Below are 19768 nucleotides of genomic sequence, written 5' to 3'. Positions count from 1 at the left end.
GTATTCAATTATTCCAGTGATCCTGGACAATGCATTGAAACCTATTGGGGGCGCTGCGCGCCCCTTTCGCCACGCAAGGCCGCTCCCACAGGGGTATCGGCGCCGATCTCAAGAGCGGCGCGGTCTGGGAGCCGGCTTGCCGGCGATGGGCTGCAAAGCAGCCCCAAAAGGCTTATTGGTCGCCGATGGTTCGGGCGATGGCATCGACCGTGGCGTCGATCTGCGCCTGGGTGCGTTCGAGGGTCTGCTGGTGCTCGCGCTGCAGTTCGATCTGCCGGGAGCACAGGTTCAGGGCTGCCAGCACCAGCAGCTTGTCACCGATCAGGGTGGGGTATTGACGCTTGGTTTCGGCCAGCGAAACGTTGAGCATCCGCACGGCTTGCGCCAGGGTCTCTTCCTGGCCTTCTGGCGCCTTGATCGAATAGTCGTTGCCGAGGATCGACACGACATTGATCGGCTGCGCTTGCAGTCTCATGCGTTGACGACACCTGCGCTGGCGCGCTCCACCAGGGCCTGGATACGCGCGGCGGTGGCGCCGTGCTTCTCTTCCTGCTCCATCAGCGACAGCTGCAGGCTGTCGTTCTCTTCCTTGGCCTGGGCCAGTTCCTGGCTGAGCGCGGCGTTCTGCTCGGCCAGTTGGGCGTTCTTGTGCACCAGGTCGTTGACCAGTTGCTCGAGTTGATTCAGGGAGGCTTCCAACATGGGGGTTTGTCTCAGGTTGTTGCAAAGGGCGCACACGATAAAGAAAACTGCGCACCCCCGCCATTAAATATCGGAAATGAAAGGCTTTAGCCTGGGCAGATTGACAGGTCCTGCCCCGCCTTGTTCCGACCTGAGTCAACCGCCCGTCAGGAAAAGCAGCGGCAAGCTGCAAGAAAAAAGCAGGCCCTGCGCCTAATGCCGTTCACTTAAGCAATTGGGGCCGCCTTGCGGCCCTTCGCGGGCAAGCCCGCTCCCACAGGATCGTGCATTCCTTGAGGTTTGCAGCGTACTTGTGGGAGCGGGCTTGCCCGCGAAGGGCTGCAAGGCAGCCCCAATCGATGCCACATCAGACTTAAGTGAACAGCATTAGGCCCTGCACCGGCCTGCTTTTCTCTTGCAGCTTGTAGCTTGCCGCTCAATAGTCGATCCGCACATCCCCCTTAGGCACACTGCAGCACGACAGGATGTAGCCTTCGGCTTCGTCCTCCTCGGTGATGCCGCCGTTGTGCTCCATCTCCACCTCGCCGCCGAGCTTGAGCACCTTGCAGGTACCGCAGATGCCCATGCCGCATGCCTTGGGAATCATCAACCCGACCTTCGCCGCCGCCGCATGCACCGTCTCGCCCGGCGCGACGCGGATGCTCTTCTCGCTGCCGATGAACTCCACCAGGTTGAGGTCGGCGACATCCATCTCCTCGGCCGCCTCGGCGGCCTGCTCGGCATGCTCCACCGCGTCGGCCTTGGCTTCTGGCGGGGTCGCGCCGAACGACTCCTCGTGGTAGTTGCGCATGTCGAAGCCCACGCCCTCGAGCATGCGCTTGACGGCATTCATGTAGGGCGTCGGGCCACAGCAGAAGATCTCGCGCTCCAGGTAGTCCGGGGCGATCAGTTCCATCAGCCGCTGGTTGAGGTAGCCACGGTAGCCCGCCCAAGGCTCGCCCAGGCCGTGCTTCTCGCAGATGATGTGCAGGCTGAAATTGGGGATCCGCGACGCCATCTGCTCCAGCTCGCGGTGATAGATGATGTCTTTCGGCGAACGGGCGCTATGCACGAAGACCATGTCGACGTTGCCGTTGGTGTCGTAGAACCAGCGGGCCATCGACATCACCGGGGTGATGCCGACACCGCCGGACAGGTACAGCACCTTCGGCGCCGGGAAGTCGATGGCGTTGAACAGGCCCACCGGCCCGTGCACCGCCAGTTCGAAACCTTCGTGCATGTTTTCGTGCAGCCAGTTGGAGACCTGGCCGCCCGGCACGCGCTTGACCGTGATGGAGAAGCTGTAGGGCACCGAGGGCGCACTGGAGATGGTGTAGGAGCGCATCACCTGCCGGCCATCGATCTCCAGCTCCAGAGTGACGAACTGCCCCGGCTTGAAGAAGAACATGATCGGCTGGTCGGCCATGAAGCAGAAGGTGCGCACGTCCCAGGTCTCCTGGATGACCTTGACGCAGCGCACGACGTGGCGGCCATTGGCCCAGGTCTGGGTGGTGACCGGATTGAGGAAGGTATCGGACATGTTCATCTCCAGCGGCCGACTACCGGCCTTCATGGCTCCGATAATGCGCAAGCCGGTGACGAAGTACATTCCCATCAGCGACATCGGCGTGCTTATCGCGACCAGCCCCGCGATACAAGGGCTGGCGCGTCGGAATTCGATTCGGCCATGTCGCCCATGGATATGGTTGCCCACCGCTTCGAACGCACACTCCACCGCAAATGAACCTGCTGTTCTTGCACGACAGCCTTGCGGCACAACAACAACGATTAGCCACCTTTCGCCGGCCGTACTCGGCCCTGAGGACCAAACGATGGACGTCACCGCAACCCTGAGCCTGGGCGATCCACTGGAAGCAGCACGCAAGGCCACCGCCGAGATGCTGCAGACCCGCGAGCGCACCTTCTCGCTCCCCCAGCCTTTCTACACCGACGAGCGTCTGTTCCAGATCGACATGCAGGAGATCTTCCACAAGGAGTGGCTGATCGCCGGCATGACCTGCGAGATTCCCGCCAAGGGCAATTACCTGACCCTGCAGATCGGCAAGAACCCGATCATCGTGGTGCGGGGTGCCGAGGGCAAAGTGCATGCCTTCCACAACGTCTGCCGCCACCGGGGCTCGCGCCTGTGCGTCAGCGACAAGGGCAAGGTGGCCAAACTGGTCTGCCCGTACCACCAGTGGACCTACGAGCTCGACGGCCGCCTGCTGTTCGCCGGCACCGAGATGGGTGTCGACTTCGACATGTCCCAGTACGGCCTCAAGCCGGTCAACGTGAAGACTGCCGGCGGCTACATCTTCATCAGCCTGTCGGAGAACCCGCCACCCATCGACGACTTCCTCGCCACCCTCGAGCACTACATGGAGCCGTACGACATGGAGAACGCCAAGGTGGCGGTGCAGACCACCTTGATGGAAAAAGCCAACTGGAAGCTGGTGCTGGAGAACAACCGCGAGTGCTACCACTGCAACGGCTCGCACCCTGAGCTGCTCAAGACCCTGCTGGAGTGGGACGACACCAACGACCCCCGCGCCGACCAGGCGTTCAAGGACCACGTCGCCGCCTGCGCCGCTGCCTGGGAAGCCGAGAAGATCCCGTACCTGCACAAGAGCCATGGTCTGCGCAACCGCATCGTACGCATGCCGCTGCTCAAGGGCACGGTGTCGATGACCATGGACGGCAAGCAGGCCTGCCAGAAGCTGATGGGCCGCATCAAGAACCCGGACCTGGGCTCGATGCGCATCCTGCACCTGCCGCACTCGTGGAACCACTGCATGGGCGACCACATGATCGTCTTCACCGTGTGGCCGATCAGTGCCCAGGAGTCGATGGTCACCACCAAGTGGCTGGTGCACAAGGATGCGGTCGAAGGTGTCGACTACGACCCCGAGCGCATGCGCCAGGTGTGGGACGCCACCAACGACCAGGACCGTCGCCTGGCCGAGGAAAACCAGCGTGGCATCAATTCCACCGCCTACCAGCCGGGGCCGTACTCCAAGACCTATGAGTTCGGGGTGGTCAACTTCATCGACTGGTACAGCCAGCAGATGCTCAACAACCTCGGCGCGGAGCCGGCACCGTACCTGAAGGAAGTGAAGACGCAGTAAGGCGCCGGATAGTGAAAGAGGGCAGTCGGGAGGCTGCTCTTTTTTTTGCCTCGGGCATCATGGCCTCACCAGACCGATCATTTATTGATCAGGTTCAATACAGCCCAGAGCTGCCAAGGCCTGCAGGCAAGGGCCAACATTTTATCCACAAGCTGACGCACAGTATTTGTGAAAAAACCTCCAGCTTGCCACTGCCAAGTGTCGATCACTTTTTGACCAAAACGCTGTAAGCCTTTGATTACTTGGCCTACAGCGATTACCGAACATCTTGTCCACAGACCGACCAACAGACTTTGTGAGCAAGATAAGGCAGCCTTCGCCGAGACTTGTGGATAATCCTCCAAAGGCCTTGTCGCAGGCCACCCGAAGGGTATTCCAGGGTCAATTGATCATTTATTGATCATTTTCATACAGACCAATGAATTCGCGGGCTACAGCGTATACCAAACAGATTATCCACAGAGCGACCAACAGCGATTGTGGGCAACATCCTGGAATATTCCCCGGGTCGACATCAAAACGACACGGAGCGCCCCAGCCAAGGCCTGATCATATTTTGAACAAACCTCTGAAATCCAGTAACCACGCGGCCTACAGCGAAGCGCAAACATTTTATCAACAGGTTGGCGAACAGATTCGGTGTGTAAAAAAGCCCGCCCTGCATAACCTGCAGGGCGGGCTTCGGGTCGTTCGGATGGATGGCTAGCGCAACACCCCCTCCTCCACCAGCAACTTCAGGATGGCCTCGGCGCCCTCCTGTGGAGAAACGTCCTTGAGCACCTTGCCGCCCCCGCCACTGGCCTTGGCCGTGGCAGCCTTCATGCGGTCGGCACCGCTCTTGGCCTTGATCACCTTGAGCCGCTTGGGCCGTGGCCGGGCCGGTTGCAGCTCGGCGTCAGCCAGCAGCTCGTCCTCCACCACCTCGACATTGCGCGCCGCCAGCACGCCGCGCCGGGCTGGGCCGAAGGCGCTCTGGCGCGGCTTGGGCGCGGCGTTATCCACAGTCGCCAGCAAGGGCAGGCGTACCTTCAACCGGCGCCGCTGGCCACGGGGCAGCGCCTGCAATACCTGCGCAGTGCCGTTGTCGATGGATTCCACCTCCGCCAGCCCGACCACCAGTGGCCAACCCAGCTTCTCGGCCAGGAGGAACGGCAGCATGCCCGACCCTTCGCCAGTTTCCGCCTGGCTGCCGGTCAGTACCAACTGGGCGCCCGCCTCGCGCAGGTAATCACCGAGCACGCCCAGCACATCGGCGCCCGCTGGCTGCTCCAGCACGTCCAGGTGATCCAGCCCCATGCCCAGGTAGGCACGCAGGGCCTCTTCCCGGGGATCGCCGGCATGTACCACCTGCAGGTTATCCCCAGCCAGTTGCAGGCCCAGCTCCACCGCACGGGCATCCTGCTCGGCACGGCGGGTGCGGCCGGAGCTGGGGTGGGCGCCGATGGAGACCAGGCTGATGACTTTCGTACTCATGCTCGTGCCCTTATGCCGCGTCGCGCTGGCTGGCGCTGCGGTAGTTGTCCACAGCCTCGATCAGCGCCTGGAGAATCGCCGAGCTGTCGCCAATCACCGACAGGTCGGCCCGTTTGATCATGTCGCAGCCTGGGTCCATGTTCACTGCCACCACCTTGTCGCAGGCGCCGATACCTTGCAGGTGCTGGATCGCGCCAGAGATACCCACAGCCACGTAGACCCGTGCGGTCACCCAGGTACCCGTGGCGCCGACCTGGCGGTTACGCGGCATGAAACCGTCGTCCACCGCCACCCGCGACGCCCCCTCGGTGGCGCCGAGCGCAGCGGTTGCCTTGTGGAAAAGCGCCCAGTCCTTGACCCCGTTGCCGCCGGAGACGATGAACTCGGCCTCGGCCATGGCGATGGCTGCCGGGTCCACGGCCACCGGGCCAAGGTCCTCGATGCGCGACAGGCTGCGGGCCACGCTTGTGGACAACTCCACCGGCAGTGCCTCGTGGCGGGTTTCGCTGACCGGCTCGGCGCACTCGGCGGCGGCCAGGATCAACCGCGCCAAGCCACGTTGCAGGTCTTGCTGGCCGGCCCCGGCGCGGCCGATGCACTGGCCGTCCTTGACCTGCCAGACCCGCGTCGCCGGGCGCTCGCCGAGCGCGGCGGCCAGGCGCCGACCGAGTTCGCCACCACCGGTGCGGCTGTCGGGCAACAGCCAGTGACGTGGCGAGAACTGGTTATCCACAGCGCGCAGGCCCTGCACCAGTTGCTCCGGTGCATAACCTTCGAACGCCTCGCCCTCGATGACCAGCAGGCGATCGACACCGGCTGTGGAAAAGTTGCTCTCCTTGTGCTCGCCGAAGACGATAGCCAGCACCGCGCCGTCGCTGCCCGCCAGGCTGTGGGCAAGCCCGAGCAGGTCGCGGTCGTGGCTGCCCAGACGGCCGCCGACCATGTCCGGCACCACGGCGATGTAGAACGCCGGCTCCGCGACCTGGTGCAATGGCAGTTGCACCTGGGCACCAGCACTGCGCCGCGCCCCACCGCTGGTGCCCTGCTGGGCGCCGCTGCGGTCGATGCGCTTGATGCCGCTGGGGCCGATGAAGCCAGCGGCGATCGCATGAGGGTTCTTGCGGATGAGGCCGTTGGGCCCCATCCAGCTAGTCTGCTGGGTCTGCATCGCCGCATGCAGCGGGTGCAGGCGGTTACGTGCGATCCACTCGGCACGAGGGTCGCGGCGGATGATGTCGCTCATCAGTGCACCTCCGCAGGTTCACGTTTGGCCACCTGGGGCTTGGTCGCCGGGGTGTCGTCTTCGATCAGCACGTCGGCCACCAACTCGGCCAGGTCCTTGATCTGCGGGCGGGGTTCGACCACGCCTTCGAGCATCGCCGTGCATTGCGGGCAACCCACCGCCACCAGCTCTGCCTCGGTCTCGCGGATGTCGTCCATGCGCATGTCGGGGATACGCTGCTTGCCCGGTATGTCGGTGATCGGCGCACCGCCGCCACCGCCGCAGCAGCGGGAGCGCAAGCCCGAGCGCTGCATCTCGCGGACCTCGATGCCCAAGGCCTTGAGCACCTCGCGCGGGGCTTCGTATTCGCCGTTGTAGCGGCCCAGGTAGCACGGGTCGTGGTAGGTGACGCTGCCCCCCTTGTGCTGGCCCAGGTTGAGCTTGTTGGCGGCGATCAGCTCGGCGATGTAGGTGCTGTGGTGCTGCACCTGGTACTCGCCGCCCAGGGCGCCGTATTCGTTCTTCAGCACATGGAAGCTGTGCGGGTCGCAGGTGACGATGCGCTGGAAGCGGTACTTGCTCAGCGTCTGGATGTTGCGCCGGGCCAATTGCTGGAAGGTCGCCTCATCGCCCAGACGGCGCGCCACGTCACCGCTGTCGCGCTCCTCCAGGCCGAGCACGGCGAAGTCCACGCCAGAGGCCTTGAGCACCTTGACGAAGGCGCGCAGGGTGCGCTGGTTGCGCATGTCGAAGGCACCATCGCCGACCCAGAACAGTACCTCGGTGTTCTTCACCTCGGACAGCAGCTGGAGGTTGAGGTCGGCCGCCCAGTTCATCCGCCCGCCAGGGTTGAAACCGCCGGGGTTGTCGGTGGCGATCAGGTTGTCCAGCACCTCGGCGCCCTTGTTCGGGGTCGCGCCCTTCTCCAGGGTGAGGTGGCGGCGCATGTCGACGATGGCATCGACGTGCTCGATCATCATCGGGCACTCCTCGACGCAGGCGCGGCAGGTGGTGCACGACCACAGGGTCTCGGCATCGACCAGGCCATTGACGATCGGCTGGTGCGGATGGCCGCCATGCTCGCCGATCGGCTTGCCCGGGTAGGGGCTGCCGGCGAAGGTGGCGTCGGTGCCACCGGCCAGGCCGATGACCATGTCCTGGATCAGCTTCTTCGGGTTCAGCGGCTGGCCGGCGGCGAACGCCGGGCACATGGCCTCGCACTTGCCGCACTGCACGCAGGCGTCGAAGCCCAGCAGCTGGTTCCAGGTGAAGTCCACCGGTTTTTCCACGCCCAGGGGCGCATTCGGGTCTTCCAGGTCCAGCGGTTTGAGGCCGGTGGAGCGGCCACCGCCGAAGCGCTCGGCGCGGCGGTGCCAGGCCAGGTGCAGGGCGCCGGCGAAGGCGTGCTTCATCGGCCCACCCCAGGTCATGCCGAAGAACAGCTCCGACACGCCCCACAGCACGCCCACGCCGAGCAGCGCCACCAGCAGCCAGCCGCCCGTGCCCTCGGGCAGGATGCCGGCCACCGGCAAGGTGGCGACGAAGAAGCTCGCGGCGAACACCAGCAGGCTCTTGGGCAGGCGCATCCAGGGGCCCTTGGACAGCCGCGAAGGCGGGTCCAGGCGCCGCTTGAAGACGAAGATGGCGCCACTGAACATGATCACCGTGGCCACCAGCAGGGCGTAACCGAGGATCTTGCTCTGCAGGCCGAAGCCGTGCACCAGGATCGCCAGCACCGCCGACAGGACGAAGCCGCCCGCCGTGGCCACGTGGGTCTTGGACATGTACTTGTCGCGCTCGACCACATGGTGCAGGTCCACCAGGTAGCGTCGCGGCATGGCCAGCAGGCCGCCGATCAGGTTGACCTTGGACGGCCGGCCACGCCGCCACATGCGCACCCGGCGCAGGGCGCCGAGCACCGCCAGGCCAAGGGCGGCGAACAGCAGGATGGGTAGAAGGGTGTTCAACATCGCTAGGCACCTTTGAGCTGCGAGCTGCAAGCTGCAAGCCGCAAGAAAAAGCCGAGTCGCTCTTGCTGGCTGCTTACAACGGCTGGCTCATCGCTGTTACGCAGAATCGTTTCCAAGCAACTCTCGGAGCGATGGCCGCAAGCAGAAGCGATGAGGACTGCTTCTGCTTGCCGCTTGCCGCTCGAAACTTGCAGCTAGCCTAGAAATCCTTGCACAGGCGCAAGGCGTCATAGATCGCCGCATGCACGTTACGCTGGGCCACGCAGTCGCCGATGCGGTACAGCAGGTAGCCCTCGCCCGGCTGGCTGAGGATCGGCTGCGGCTGGATGGCGAACAACGCCTCGATGTCGATCTGGCCCTTGTTGCGCGAGCCGTCCTTGAGCGCGTAGTAGAGTTCCTCGTCCGGCCGCACGCCGTTTTCCACCACCACCTGGTCGAGCACGCGCTCTTCCTTGGCGCCGGTGTACTCGTTCTCCAGCACCGCGATCACCTTGTCGCCCTCGCGGTAGACCTTTTCCAGCATCATGTCGCCGGTCATGATCACCTCTTTCGGATAGAGGCTGCGGTAGTAGGTCGGGAAGGTGGTGCCGCCCATGGCCACACCCGGCTTGATGTCGTCGGTGACGATCTCCACCTGGCAGCCCTTGTCGGCCAGAAAGTCCGCCGTGGACATGCCGGTGAACTCGCAGATGGTGTCGTACACCAGCACGCTCTTGCCCGGCGCGACCTTGCCGTCGAGGATGTCCCAGCTGCTGACCACCAGCCCTTCGGCGGCGCCCCAGTGCTCGTTCTGCTCGACGAACGGATGGCCGCCCACCGCCAGCACGACGATGTCCGGGCGCAGGTCCATGATGGTCTGCGCATCCGCCGCGGTGCCCAGGCGCAGGTCGACCTTCAGGCGGGCGAACTCCAGCTGGTACCAGCGGGTGATGCCGGCGATCTGGTCACGCTGCGGTGCCTTGGCGGCGATGGTGATCTGCCCGCCGATCTGCTCCTTCTTCTCGAACACGGTGACGTCGTGGCCGCGCTCGGCCGCCACGCGGGCCGCCTCCATGCCGGCAGGGCCGGCGCCGACCACCACCACCTTGCGCTTGGGCCCGGTGGACTTCTCGATGATGTGCGGCACGCCCATGTATTCACGGGAGGTCGCGGCGTTCTGGATGCACAGCACATCCAGGCCCTGGTACTGGCGGTCGATGCAGTAGTTGGCACCGACGCATTGCTTGATCTGGTCGACCTGGCCCATCTTGATCTTGGCGATCAGGTGCGGGTCGGCCATGTGCGCGCGGGTCATGCCGACCATGTCCACGTAGCCGCCTTCGAGGATGCGCGTGGCCTGGTTCGGGTCCTTGATGTTCTGCGCGTGCAGCACCGGGACCTTGACCACTTCCTTGATGCCGGCAGCCAGGTGCAGGAACGGCTCCGGCGGGTAGCTCATGTTGGGGATGACGTTGGCCAGGGTGTTGTGGGTGTCGCAGCCCGAGCCGACCACGCCGATGAAGTCGAGCATGCCGGTGGCGTCGTAGTACTTGGCGATCTCCTTCATGTCCTCGTGGCTCAGGCCATCGGGGTGGAATTCGTCGCCGCAGATGCGCATGCCCACGCAGAAGTCGTCACCGACCTCGGCGCGCACCGCCTTGAGCACTTCCAGGCCGAACTTCATGCGGCCTTCGAAGCTGCCGCCCCATTCGTCGGTACGCTTGTTGACCCGTGGGCTCCAGAACTGGTCGATCATGTGCTGGTGCACCGCCGACAGCTCGACGCCGTCCAGGCCGCCTTCCTTCGCCCGGCGCGCGGCCTGGGCGTAGTTGCCGATGACCCGCCAGATCTCCTCCACCTCGATGGTCTTGCAGGTGGCACGGTGCACGGGTTCGCGGATGCCCGACGGCGACATCAGGGTCGGCCAGTTGAAGCCGTCCCAGCGCGAGCGCCGGCCCATGTGGGTAATCTGGATCATGATCTTGGCGCCATGCTTGTGCATGGCGTCGGCCAGGTTCTGGAAGTGCGGGATGATCCGGTCGGTCGACAGGTTCACCGACGACCACCACTCCTGTGGGCTGTCGATGGCCACCACCGACGAACCGCCGCAGATGGCCAGGCCGATGCCGCCCTTGGCCTTCTCTTCGTAGTACTTGACGTAGCGCTCGGTGGTCATGCCGCCGTCGGTGGCGTAGACCTCGGCGTGCGCGGTGCTGAGCACGCGGTTGCGGATGGTCAGCTTGCCGATCTGGATCGGCTGGAACATTGCTTCGAATGCCATGACGCTCTCTCCGGCTTACAGCGGCTTGACGATGAACAGGCCGTCGTCGTGGCCTTCTTCCGACCCGCCGTAGACCTGTTCGGCCACGGTGCGGATGGAACTGCCACGGGCAGCCAGGATCTGGTCCATGGCACCGGCGAACCAGCCGGTGAACATGTAGTCGACCTTGCGGCCGACCTTGCCGTAGACGTAGACGAACGCCGAATGCTTGAGCTTGACGCTGGCGGTGCCCTTGTCCAGGTCGATGTCCTGGATCTCGAACAGGCCCCAGCCGCGCTGGGACAGGCGCTTCATGTAGTGCTCGAACACCGCCACGCCTTCCAGGCCATGGCATTCGGCTTCTTTTTCGCACCAGTGCCAGGCCGACTTGTAGCCGGCCTTGTAGAGGATCTCGGCGTAGGCGTCAGCGCCCAGCACTTCCTCGATGCCCATGTGGTTGTTGACGAAGAAATGCCGTGGCACGTAGAGCATCGGCAGGGCATCGGTGGTCCAGACACCGGTCTCGCTGTCGACTTCGATTGGCAATTGCGGGGCGATCTTGGCCATGGAAACTCAACTCCATAAAAATTTTTGTTGGATGCCCCGGCGTTGCTGGCCGGGGCTTTTCAGGCTTGGAGAGCGGCTTACTCGCCCCAGACGTCCTTGAGGACATTCACCCAGTTCTCACCCATGATCTTGCGCACCACCCGTTCGGAGTGGCCGCGCTTGAGCAGGGTCTCGGTGAGGTTGGGGAACTCGCCGACAGTGCGGATCCCCAGCGGGTTGATGATCTTCCCGAAATTGGTCAGGCGACGGGCGTAACCCTTGTCGTGGGTCAGGTACTCGAAGAAGTCCTGGCCGTGGCCCTGGGTGAAGTCGGTGCCGATGCCGATGGCGTCCTCACCGACGATGTTCATGGTGTACTCGATGGCCTCGGCGTAGTCGTCGATGGTCGAGTCGATGCCCTTGGCCAGGAACGGCGCGAACATGGTCACGCCGACGAAGCCGCCGTGGTCGGCGATGAACTTCAGCTCTTCGTCCGACTTGTTGCGCGGGTGCTCCTTCAGGCCCGAGGGCAGGCAATGGGAATAGCAGACCGGCTTCTTCGACTCGAGGATGACTTCCTCGCTGGTCTTGGAGCCGACGTGGGACAGGTCGCACATGATGCCGACGCGGTTCATCTCGGCGACGATCTCGCGACCGAAGCCCGACAGGCCGCCGTCGCGCTCGTAGCAGCCGGTGCCCACCAGGTTCTGGGTGTTGTAGCACATCTGCACGATGCCCACGCCCAGCTGCTTGAACACGTCGACGTAGCCGATCTGGTCTTCGAAGGCGTGGGCGTTCTGGAAGCCGAAGAGGATGCCGGTCTTGCCCAGCTCCTTGGCCTTGCGGATGTCGGCGGTGGTGCGCACCGGCATGACCAGGTCGCTGTTCTCGCGGATCAGCTTCTGGCTGGCGGCGATGTTGTCGACGGTGGCCTTGAAGCCCTCCCAGACCGATACCGTGCAGTTGGCCGCGGTCAGGCCACCCTTGCGCATGTCCTCGAACAGCTCGCGGTTCCATTTGGCGATGATCAGGCCATCGATGACGATGCTGTCGGCGTGAAGTTCGGCTGGGCTCATCAGGCTGTCCCCTTTTATTGACTTGGGCCACGCCGAACCTTGTGCCGGCGCTTTGGGGCCAGCATATGCCTGCCGCCCGAGGCGCCCCGGTGCAAAAACGACAGGGGGTTTGCCGAAAGCGTCAATGGGCGACAGGGCGCGCTCTGGCACGGCGTGTGGCGATGAGAGCGACTCTCGACAACCGTCGTTTTTGGCCATTCATGAACATTTGCGTCGGGAGCTACCGCAGCGTCGCAGGCTGAGCGAGAATCGCCTGCGATTCGTCAGCCTGTTTAAGGAGAAAACGGATGAAATCAATGGCATGGCTGGTGTTGCTGAGCGTGGCCCTGGGTGCCCAGGCCGGCGAGGAGGAAAGCACGCCCTGCGACAACGTCGAGACCGATCAGCAGGGCTATGCCTGCGCCGCCTTCAACAAGCACACCGCCGAGCGGGAGCTGAAGGCGGCCTATGACGAACTGGTCCAGCGCATCCGCGACCAGTATGCGGACGAAGTCGGCCAGGCCACGGCGCTGATCGAGCGAATGGACGCTGCCGAAAAACTCTGGGTGCAGCTGCGCGATGCCGACTGCAAAGTCGAGACCTTTGCAGGGAAGCCTGGCAGCCAGGCGTTCGAGGCGGCCTGGAACACCTGTATCGCCCAGCGTAGCGATGAGCGATCGGAGTACCTGCAGTCCATTGGCCAGCCATGATCTCGACGGCGCGCCCAACTGTCATTTGGGGCCGCTTCGCGCCCCATCGCCGGCTTGCCGCCGATCCTCCCTGGGACAGCGCTCGAAGCGTGCCCGGTAGCAACGGGTGAAATACGACGCCGACTCGAACCCACAGGCCACCCCCACCTCCAGCACGCTCATGTCGGTCTGGCGCAGCAACTGCCGCGCCTTGTCCAACCGCAGGCGCAGATAGAAGCCGCTGGGCGTGTCGTCCAGATGCAGGCGGAACAGCCGCTCCAGTTGCCGCCGGGTGACCTGCACGGCCTCGGCCAGCACCTGGGTATTGAGCGGCTGCTCGGTGTTGCGCTCCATCTCGCCGATCACCCGCACCAGCTTCTTGTTGCTGATGCCGTAGCGCGAGGCGATTTGCATGCGCTGGTGGTCCTGGCGCGGGCGGATGCGCCCGAGCACGAACTGCTCCGACACTTGCACCGCCAGTTCGCTGCCATGGCCCTGGGCGATCAGGTCGAGCATCAGGTCGATGGAGGCGGTGCCGCCGGCGCAGGTGATGCGCCGGCGGTCGATCTCGAACAGCTCCTGGGTCGCCTGCAGGCGCGGGTAGCGCTCCTTGAAAGCCTCCAGCGCCTCCCAGTGCAGGGTCGCCCGATACCCGTCGAGCAGGCCGGCCTCGGCCAGCACCACCGCGCCGGTATCGATACCGCCAAGGATCACCCCCTCATGGTCGAGACGGCGCAGCGCCTGTTGCAGCACAGGGCCGTAGCAGGCCAACGGCTCGAAGCCGGCCACCACCAGCAGCATACTGCCCCGCTCGCCCTCGCCCAGGGCGCCGTCGACGTTCACCGACATGCCATTGCTCGCCTGCACCGCGTCACCCTCCAGGCTCAGCACTCGCCAGCGGTACAGCGGCCCGCGAAAACGGTTGGCCACGCGCAAGGGCTCCAGCGCCGAAATGAAGCCCATGGCCGAGAAGCCCGGCAACAGCAGGAAGTGGATGGTTTGCGGCATTGATATGTTCCACGGCAGAAGTGGTCGCTTGTGTGCAATTGTTGGTCGTCAGGGTGCGATTTTCCACCCTGCCAGCAGCGTAGCGTGTTCACACGGCCCACAGAGGCCGATCCCATAACAATATGCACTGCCGTTGGAGAGCCACCATGCACAGCTTGATCCGCCGCAGCCTGTTGTCCCTCGCCCTGAGCAGCACCCTTGCCACGCCCCTGTTCGCCGCCGAGCCCGCCGTTTGCAAGAACGTACGCCTGGGCGTGGTCAACTGGACCGATGTCATCGCCACCAGCGCCATGGCCCAGGTCCTGCTCGATGGCCTGGGTTACCAGACCAAGCAGACCAGCGCCTCGCAGCAGATCATCTTCGCCGGGATCCGCGACAAGCGCCTGGACATGTTCCTGGGCTACTGGAACCCGATCATGACCCAGACCATCACCCCGTTCATCCAGGCCGGGCAGGTCAAGGTCCTCGACAAACCCAGCCTGGACGACGCCCGGGCCACCCTGGCGGTGCCGAAGTACCTCGCCGACAAGGGCCTGAAGAGCTTCGCCGACATCCACAAGTTCGAGAAGGAACTGGGCCGCAAGATCTACGGCATCGAGCCTGGCTCCGGGGCCAACACCCAGATCAAGGCCATGATCGCCAAGAACCAGTTCGGCCTGGGCAAGTTCCAGCTGGTCGAGTCCAGCGAGGCCGGCATGCTCGCCGCGGTCGACCGGGCCGTACGGCGCAAGCAGGCGGTGGTGTTCTTCGGTTGGGCGCCGCACCCGATGAACGTCAACATCGACATGACCTACCTCGATGGCAGCCAGGATGCCCTGGGCCCCGACGAAGGCCGTGCCACGGTGTGGACCGTCACCGCGCCGGACTATGCCGAACGTTGCCCCAACGCCCACCGCCTGCTGGCCAACCTGAGCTTCAGCGCCGAGGACGAGAGCCGCATGATGCAGCCGCTGCTCGACCACAAGGACCCGCTGGAGTCGGCCCGCCAGTGGCTCAAGGACCACCCCGAGGACAAGGCGCGCTGGCTGCAAGGCGTGACCACCTTCGATGGCAAGCCCGCGGCTGAGAACCTCAAGCTCACCGCCAACTGACCCGGCCTCATCGCCGGCAAGCCAGCTCCCCCAGGCGCTCCACGCACCAGGGCTCACCACGCCCTGTGGGAGCCGGCTTGCCGGCGATTGGGCCACCACCGACACCACAAGGAACACACCATGAACCACGACGTCATCATCACCTGTGCCCTCACCGGCGCCGGCGACACGGTCGCCAAGAGCCACCTCGTCCCTGTCACGCCCAAGCAGATCGCCGAATCCGCCGTGGAAGCCGCCAAGGCCGGCGCCACCGTGGTCCATTGCCACGTCCGCGACCCCGAGACCGGCCGTTTCAGCCGCGACGTGGCGCTGTACCGCGAAGTGATGGAGCGCATCCGCGAGGCCGACGTGGACGTGATCGTCAACCTCACCGCCGGCATGGGCGGCGATCTGGAGATCGGCCCTGGCGAAACACCCATGGCCTTCGGCCCAGGCACCGACCTGATCGGCCCACTGGAGCGCCTGGCCCACGTGGAGGCGCTGCTGCCAGAGATCTGCACCCTCGACTGCGGCACCCTCAACTTCGGCGACGGCAACGCCATCTACGTCTCCACCCCGAGCCAACTGCGTGCCGGCGCCAAGCGCATCACCGAGCTGGGCGTGAAGGCCGAGCTGGAAATCTTCGACACCGGCCACCTGTGGTTCGCCAAGCAGATGATGAAGGAAGGCCTGCTGGACGACCCGCTGTTCCAGCTGTGCCTGGGCATCCCGTGGGGCGCGCCGGCGGACACCACCACCATGAAGGCCATGGTCGACAACCTGCCCGCCGGTGTGACCTGGGCCGGCTTCGGCATCGGCCGCATGCAGATGCCCATGGCGGCCCAGGCCGTGCTGCTCGGCGGCAACGTACGGGTGGGGCTGGAAGACAACCTGTACCTGGACCGTGGCGTGCTGGCCAGCAACGGCCAGTTGGTCGAACGCGCGGCGGAAATCATCACCCGCATGGGCGGCCGTGTCCTCAGCCCGGCAGAAGGCCGGGAAAAGATGAACCTCAAGCGCCGCTAATTCAGGAGCCGTTCGACATGCCTTACATCACCGAGATCAAGACCTTCGCCGCCCTGGGTAGCGGCGTCATCGGCAGCGGCTGGGTCGCCCGCGCCCTGGCCCACGGCCTGGACGTGGTCGCCTGGGACCCGGCCCCCGGCGCCGAGCAGGCCCTGCGCAAGCGCATCGCCAATGCCTGGCCAGCCCTTGAGAAACAAGGCCTGGCGCCCGGCGCGGCGCAGGACCGGCTGACGTTCGTCAGCACCATCGAGGCGTGCGTGCGCGACGCTGACTTCATCCAGGAAAGCGCCCCGGAGCGCCTGGACCTCAAGCTCGACCTGCATGCCAGGATCAGTGCCGCGGCCAAACCCAACGCGATCATCGGTTCCAGCACCTCGGGGCTGCTGCCGAGCGAGTTCTACGAGTCGTCCACCCACCCCGAGCGCTGCGTGGTAGGCCACCCGTTCAACCCGGTGTACCTGCTGCCGCTGGTGGAGATCGTCGGCGGCCAGCGCACCGCCCCCGAGGCCATCGAAGCCGCGAAGACCATCTACACCGCGCTGGGCATGCGCCCGCTGCACGTGCGCAAGGAGGTTCCCGGCTTCATCGCCGACCGCCTGCTCGAAGCGCTGTGGCGCGAGGCCCTGCACCTGGTCAACGATGGTGTGGCCAGCACGGGCGAGATCGACGACGCGATCCGCTTCGGCGCCGGCCTGCGCTGGTCGTTCATGGGCACCTTCCTGACCTACACCCTCGCCGGTGGCGATGCTGGCATGCGTCACTTCATGTCGCAGTTCGGCCCGGCGCTCAAGCTGCCCTGGACCTACCTGCCGGCCCCGGAACTGACCGACAAGCTGATCGACGATGTGGTCGAGGGCACCGCCGAGCAGTTGGGCGAGCACAGCATCGCCGCGCTGGAGCGCTACCGTGACGACACCCTGCTGGCGGTACTGGAGGCGGTGAAGCACAGCAAGGCCCAGCACGGCATGGCCTTCGGCGATTGAGGAGCACCTGATGCCAGCACTGACCACCTACCGCACTCCAGTCCAAGAGGGCTGGGTCGACTACAACGGCCATCTGCGCGATGCCTATTACCTGCTGATCTTCAGCTACGCCACCGATGCGCTGATGGAGCGCATCGGCCTGGATGCCGACAGCCGTGGGCAGAGCGGCCATTCGCTGTTCACCCTGGAGGCGCACATCAACTACCTGCATGAGGTGAAGCTCGGCACCGAGGTGTGGGTGCAGACGCAGATCGTCGGCTTCGACAAGAAGCGCCTGCATGTGTACCACAGCCTGCACCGGGCAGGGTTCGACGAGGCGTTGGCGGCCAGCGAGCAGATGCTGCTGCATGTGGACCTGGCGGGGCCGAAGTCGGCGCCGTTTGGCGAGCGCAGCGTGGCGTTGCTGCAAGGGTTGCGGGAGGCACAACGAGACCTGCCGCCTGCCGAGTTCGTCGGGCGCGTGATGCGCTTGCCTGGTTGACCGATGCCAGTTGGGGCCGCTGTGTCGCGAAAGGCGCGCACAGCGGCCCCGAAGGTATGTACCGCAGAAAAAAATAACCCCGGAAAGCCGTGAGCATCCGGGGCCAAGAGCGAGCAACATCCACTTTGCATGAGCGAGGGTGACCAAACCCTCCGTTGCCGTGAATGACGCCAGTGTGCGGCCTCTGCGGGCCGTCGATTTAGCCGGGAACGACCTGTTCTTAGCCAAAGCAGCCATTGCGACACACTGCCCTTGCGGGCATGTCGCCGTGGACACAGAATCGGTCGTGAATCACAGCAGCACTCTCTTAGCGATAAAAGGGACAACAGCCATGATGCATGCGGATTTGATCGATCAGGACGACCTGCTGGGCCAACTGCGCGCCCTGGGCTTCGAGATGCCGGCCGGGGCCAGTGCCGAACAGGCCTGCGAGGTCGCCGTGCGCGGCCTGACCGAACCCAATGCCCGGGCCCTGCGCGGCATGGTCGAGCAGATGTACACCGGCAGCGCCACCATCCTCCCGGCCGTGCGCCAGGCCATCGACAAGCAGCTGTTGCCGGCGTTGGCGCAGTTCAACAAACGCGCCTGATTGGCTAATGCTGTTCACTTAAGTCCGATGTGACACCGATTGGGGCTGCCTTGCAGCCCTTCGCGGGCAAGCCCGCTCCCACAGGGTCGTGCATTTGCAGCGTACTTGTGGGAGCGGGCTTGCCCGCGAAGGGCCGCAAGGCGGCCCCAATTGCTTAAGTGAACAGCATTAGCCTGATTGGCGGCCCCAACAGCTCAGAGCCTCACACTGGCAAACGTCGACTCGTTGCGCGCCTGGCTCAGTGCCCCCAGCGGCCCACCATGGGGCGACAGGGCCATGGCCTGCGGGATCGGCATCATCGCCACCTGTTGCGCGGTATTGGAGCCGACACGCTCGTCACGCGGCGGAATGCCGAAGTATTCGCGGTAGCACTTGGAGAAGTGCGGCGTGGACACGAACCCACACACCGACGCCACCTCGATGATCGACATGGGCGTCTGCTTGAGCAACTGACGCGCACGGATCAGCCGCAGCTTCAGGTAGTAGCGCGACGGCGAGCAGTGCAGGTACTTCTGGAACAGGCGCTCGAGCTGGCGCCGCGACACCGAGACGTACACGGCCAGCTCGTCCAGGTCGATCGGCTCCTCCAGGTTGGCCTCCATCAGCGCAACGATCTCCTGCAGCTTCGGCTGGTTGGTGCCGAGCATGTGCTTGAGCGGTACGCGCTGATGATCCTGTTCGTTGCGGATGCGCTCGTAGACGAACATCTCGGAGATCGCCGCCGACAGTTCGCGGCCATGGTCGCGGCTGATCAGGTGCAGCATCATGTCCAGCGGCGCGGTACCGCCGGAACTGGTGAAGCGGTTGCGGTCGAGGGTGAACAGACGGGTGCTCATGTTGACCCGCGGGAAGGCCTCCTGCATGGCCGCCAGGCATTCCCAGTGCACGCTGCAGTCGAAACCGTCGAGCAGGCCTGCACAGGCCAGCGCCCAGCTGCCGGTGCACACCGCACCCAGGCGGCGCGACTGGCGGGCCTGGGCCTGCAGCCAGGTGACGTGCTCACGGGTCACCGAGCGCTGGATGCCGACGCCACCGCAGACGATCACGGTATCCATCGGCGGCGCGCTGTGCATGGCCGCATCGGGGGTGATCTGCAGGCCATCGCTGGCCCAGACCTGGCCGCCATCGACCGTCAGGGTGTGCCAGCGGTACAGCTCGCGGCCGGACAACTGGTTGGCCATACGCAGGGGCTCGACCGCGGACGCCAGGGAAATGAGGGTGAAGTTGTCCAGCAGGAGAAAGCCGATGGACTGGGGGGCTGTGCGGTTCTGGGTTGGATTCCCGGAGGTGTACGACGTCATCGCGATTTCTCCTCACACAAATGCAGGGTGTGCCTCAGGCGGGCACTGTTTCTTGTAATGGCCCCGATTCGGATGCAGGGGCTTTGCCAATCTCGACGCAAACGCCGTGCCTGAAATTGAACGGCTATCCAAAAAAACTCAAAAACGACGTCGTCATGCGACGTGTAGAGCTTTTCTGGCGAGGTGGTAGGTAAACGCAAACAGGCGCGCCAGCGCCTTTGCGTGTAACTGCTGAGCAATTCGGTAGCACTTGTGGGAAAGATGCCCAGAAGCGACATACTTGAGTGTCACCGACAACGACACCTCTGGT

At 64.6% G+C, this 19768-nt stretch carries 18 protein-coding genes; 7 read left to right on the top strand and 11 right to left on the bottom strand.

Annotated elements, in window-relative coordinates; genetic code table 11:
- Positions 1 to 172 precede the first annotated feature (172 nt).
- From ABFA30_RS06260 to gbcB, 3 genes are all read right to left on the bottom strand, one after another.
- Complete coding sequence (locus ABFA30_RS06260; RefSeq protein WP_225786528.1) at positions 173 to 475, bottom strand: cell division protein ZapA; 303 nt, start codon at positions 473 to 475, stop codon at positions 173 to 175.
- Complete coding sequence (locus ABFA30_RS06255) at positions 472 to 702, bottom strand: hypothetical protein (protein WP_225786529.1); 231 nt, start codon at positions 700 to 702, stop codon at positions 472 to 474. Before ABFA30_RS06255 ends, ABFA30_RS06260 begins: the two co-directional genes overlap by 4 nt.
- Before the next feature lie 415 nt (positions 703 to 1117).
- Complete coding sequence (gene gbcB / locus ABFA30_RS06250) at positions 1118 to 2221, bottom strand: glycine-betaine demethylase subunit GbcB (RefSeq protein ID WP_225786530.1); 1104 nt, start codon at positions 2219 to 2221, stop codon at positions 1118 to 1120.
- Between the two features lie 292 nt (positions 2222 to 2513).
- Here gbcB and gbcA point away from each other — a divergent pair, with 292 nt between their 5' ends.
- Positions 2514 to 3806: a glycine-betaine demethylase subunit GbcA gene (gene gbcA / locus ABFA30_RS06245; protein WP_368816518.1), complete on the top strand. Its 1293-nt coding sequence runs from the start codon at positions 2514 to 2516 to the stop codon at positions 3804 to 3806.
- Between the two features lie 702 nt (positions 3807 to 4508).
- Here the strand turns inward: gbcA and ABFA30_RS06240 are convergent.
- From ABFA30_RS06240 to ABFA30_RS06215, 6 genes are all read right to left on the bottom strand, one after another.
- Complete coding sequence (locus tag ABFA30_RS06240; protein WP_225786532.1) at positions 4509 to 5279, bottom strand: electron transfer flavoprotein subunit beta/FixA family protein; 771 nt, start codon at positions 5277 to 5279, stop codon at positions 4509 to 4511.
- A gap of 10 nt (positions 5280 to 5289) precedes the next feature.
- Positions 5290 to 6522, bottom strand: coding sequence for an electron transfer flavoprotein subunit alpha/FixB family protein (locus ABFA30_RS06235; protein ID WP_253081701.1), 1233 nt, complete (start codon positions 6520 to 6522; stop codon positions 5290 to 5292).
- Positions 6522 to 8471, bottom strand: a complete 1950-nt coding sequence (gene dgcB / locus ABFA30_RS06230; protein ID WP_225786534.1) for a dimethylglycine demethylation protein DgcB — start codon at positions 8469 to 8471, stop codon at positions 6522 to 6524. The genes ABFA30_RS06235 and dgcB overlap by 1 nt, the downstream gene beginning before the upstream one ends.
- A gap of 199 nt (positions 8472 to 8670) precedes the next feature.
- Positions 8671 to 10731, bottom strand: a complete 2061-nt coding sequence (gene dgcA, locus ABFA30_RS06225; protein WP_410045240.1) for a dimethylglycine demethylation protein DgcA — start codon at positions 10729 to 10731, stop codon at positions 8671 to 8673.
- Positions 10732 to 10746: 15 nt separating this feature from the next.
- On the bottom strand, positions 10747 to 11277 hold the full coding sequence (locus tag ABFA30_RS06220; protein ID WP_225786536.1) for a DUF5943 domain-containing protein: 531 nt from the start codon (positions 11275 to 11277) through the stop codon (positions 10747 to 10749).
- 77 nt (positions 11278 to 11354) lie between these two features.
- Positions 11355 to 12332 (bottom strand): dipeptidase, encoded by a 978-nt coding sequence (locus tag ABFA30_RS06215; RefSeq protein WP_087501964.1) that lies wholly within the window; start codon positions 12330 to 12332, stop codon positions 11355 to 11357.
- Positions 12333 to 12619: 287 nt separating this feature from the next.
- Here ABFA30_RS06215 and ABFA30_RS06210 point away from each other — a divergent pair, with 287 nt between their 5' ends.
- Positions 12620 to 13021, top strand: coding sequence for a lysozyme inhibitor LprI family protein (locus ABFA30_RS06210; protein ID WP_253081700.1), 402 nt, complete (start codon positions 12620 to 12622; stop codon positions 13019 to 13021).
- 21 nt (positions 13022 to 13042) lie between these two features.
- Here the strand turns inward: ABFA30_RS06210 and ABFA30_RS06205 are convergent, their stop codons facing one another.
- Positions 13043 to 14008: a GlxA family transcriptional regulator gene (locus ABFA30_RS06205; protein WP_253081699.1), complete on the bottom strand. Its 966-nt coding sequence runs from the start codon at positions 14006 to 14008 to the stop codon at positions 13043 to 13045.
- A gap of 146 nt (positions 14009 to 14154) precedes the next feature.
- Here ABFA30_RS06205 and ABFA30_RS06200 point away from each other — a divergent pair, with 146 nt between their 5' ends.
- The 5 genes from ABFA30_RS06200 to ABFA30_RS06180 all read left to right on the top strand — a co-directional run bounded on the left by ABFA30_RS06200 (position 14155) and on the right by ABFA30_RS06180 (position 18157).
- The gene (locus tag ABFA30_RS06200) at positions 14155 to 15099 is read left to right on the top strand and encodes a choline ABC transporter substrate-binding protein (RefSeq protein WP_225786539.1); all 945 of its coding nucleotides are present in this window, start codon (positions 14155 to 14157) and stop codon (positions 15097 to 15099) included.
- Between the two features lie 120 nt (positions 15100 to 15219).
- Positions 15220 to 16104 (top strand): 3-keto-5-aminohexanoate cleavage protein, encoded by an 885-nt coding sequence (locus ABFA30_RS06195; RefSeq protein ID WP_225786540.1) that lies wholly within the window; start codon positions 15220 to 15222, stop codon positions 16102 to 16104.
- Between the two features lie 17 nt (positions 16105 to 16121).
- Positions 16122 to 17087 carry an L-carnitine dehydrogenase gene (locus ABFA30_RS06190; RefSeq protein ID WP_253081698.1) on the top strand — a complete coding sequence of 322 codons (966 nt, stop codon included), beginning with the start codon at positions 16122 to 16124 and terminating at the stop codon, positions 17085 to 17087.
- Positions 17088 to 17097: 10 nt separating this feature from the next.
- Positions 17098 to 17568, top strand: a complete 471-nt coding sequence (locus ABFA30_RS06185; protein ID WP_225786542.1) for a thioesterase family protein — start codon at positions 17098 to 17100, stop codon at positions 17566 to 17568.
- A gap of 331 nt (positions 17569 to 17899) precedes the next feature.
- Positions 17900 to 18157 carry a hypothetical protein gene (locus ABFA30_RS06180; protein WP_225786543.1) on the top strand — a complete coding sequence of 86 codons (258 nt, stop codon included), beginning with the start codon at positions 17900 to 17902 and terminating at the stop codon, positions 18155 to 18157.
- Positions 18158 to 18351: 194 nt separating this feature from the next.
- Here the strand turns inward: ABFA30_RS06180 and ABFA30_RS06175 are convergent, their stop codons facing one another.
- The gene (locus tag ABFA30_RS06175) at positions 18352 to 19458 is read right to left on the bottom strand and encodes a GlxA family transcriptional regulator (protein ID WP_225786544.1); all 1107 of its coding nucleotides are present in this window, start codon (positions 19456 to 19458) and stop codon (positions 18352 to 18354) included.
- Positions 19459 to 19768: the final 310 nt, after the last annotated feature.

Origin of the sequence: Pseudomonas sp. HLMP (assembly GCF_046365545.1) — a bacterium.
Taxonomy (GTDB): Bacteria; Pseudomonadota; Gammaproteobacteria; order Pseudomonadales; family Pseudomonadaceae; genus Aquipseudomonas; species Aquipseudomonas guariconensis_B.
The sequence above is the reverse complement of the archived record's forward strand: the minus strand, read 5'-3'. Positions and strand labels throughout refer to the sequence as shown.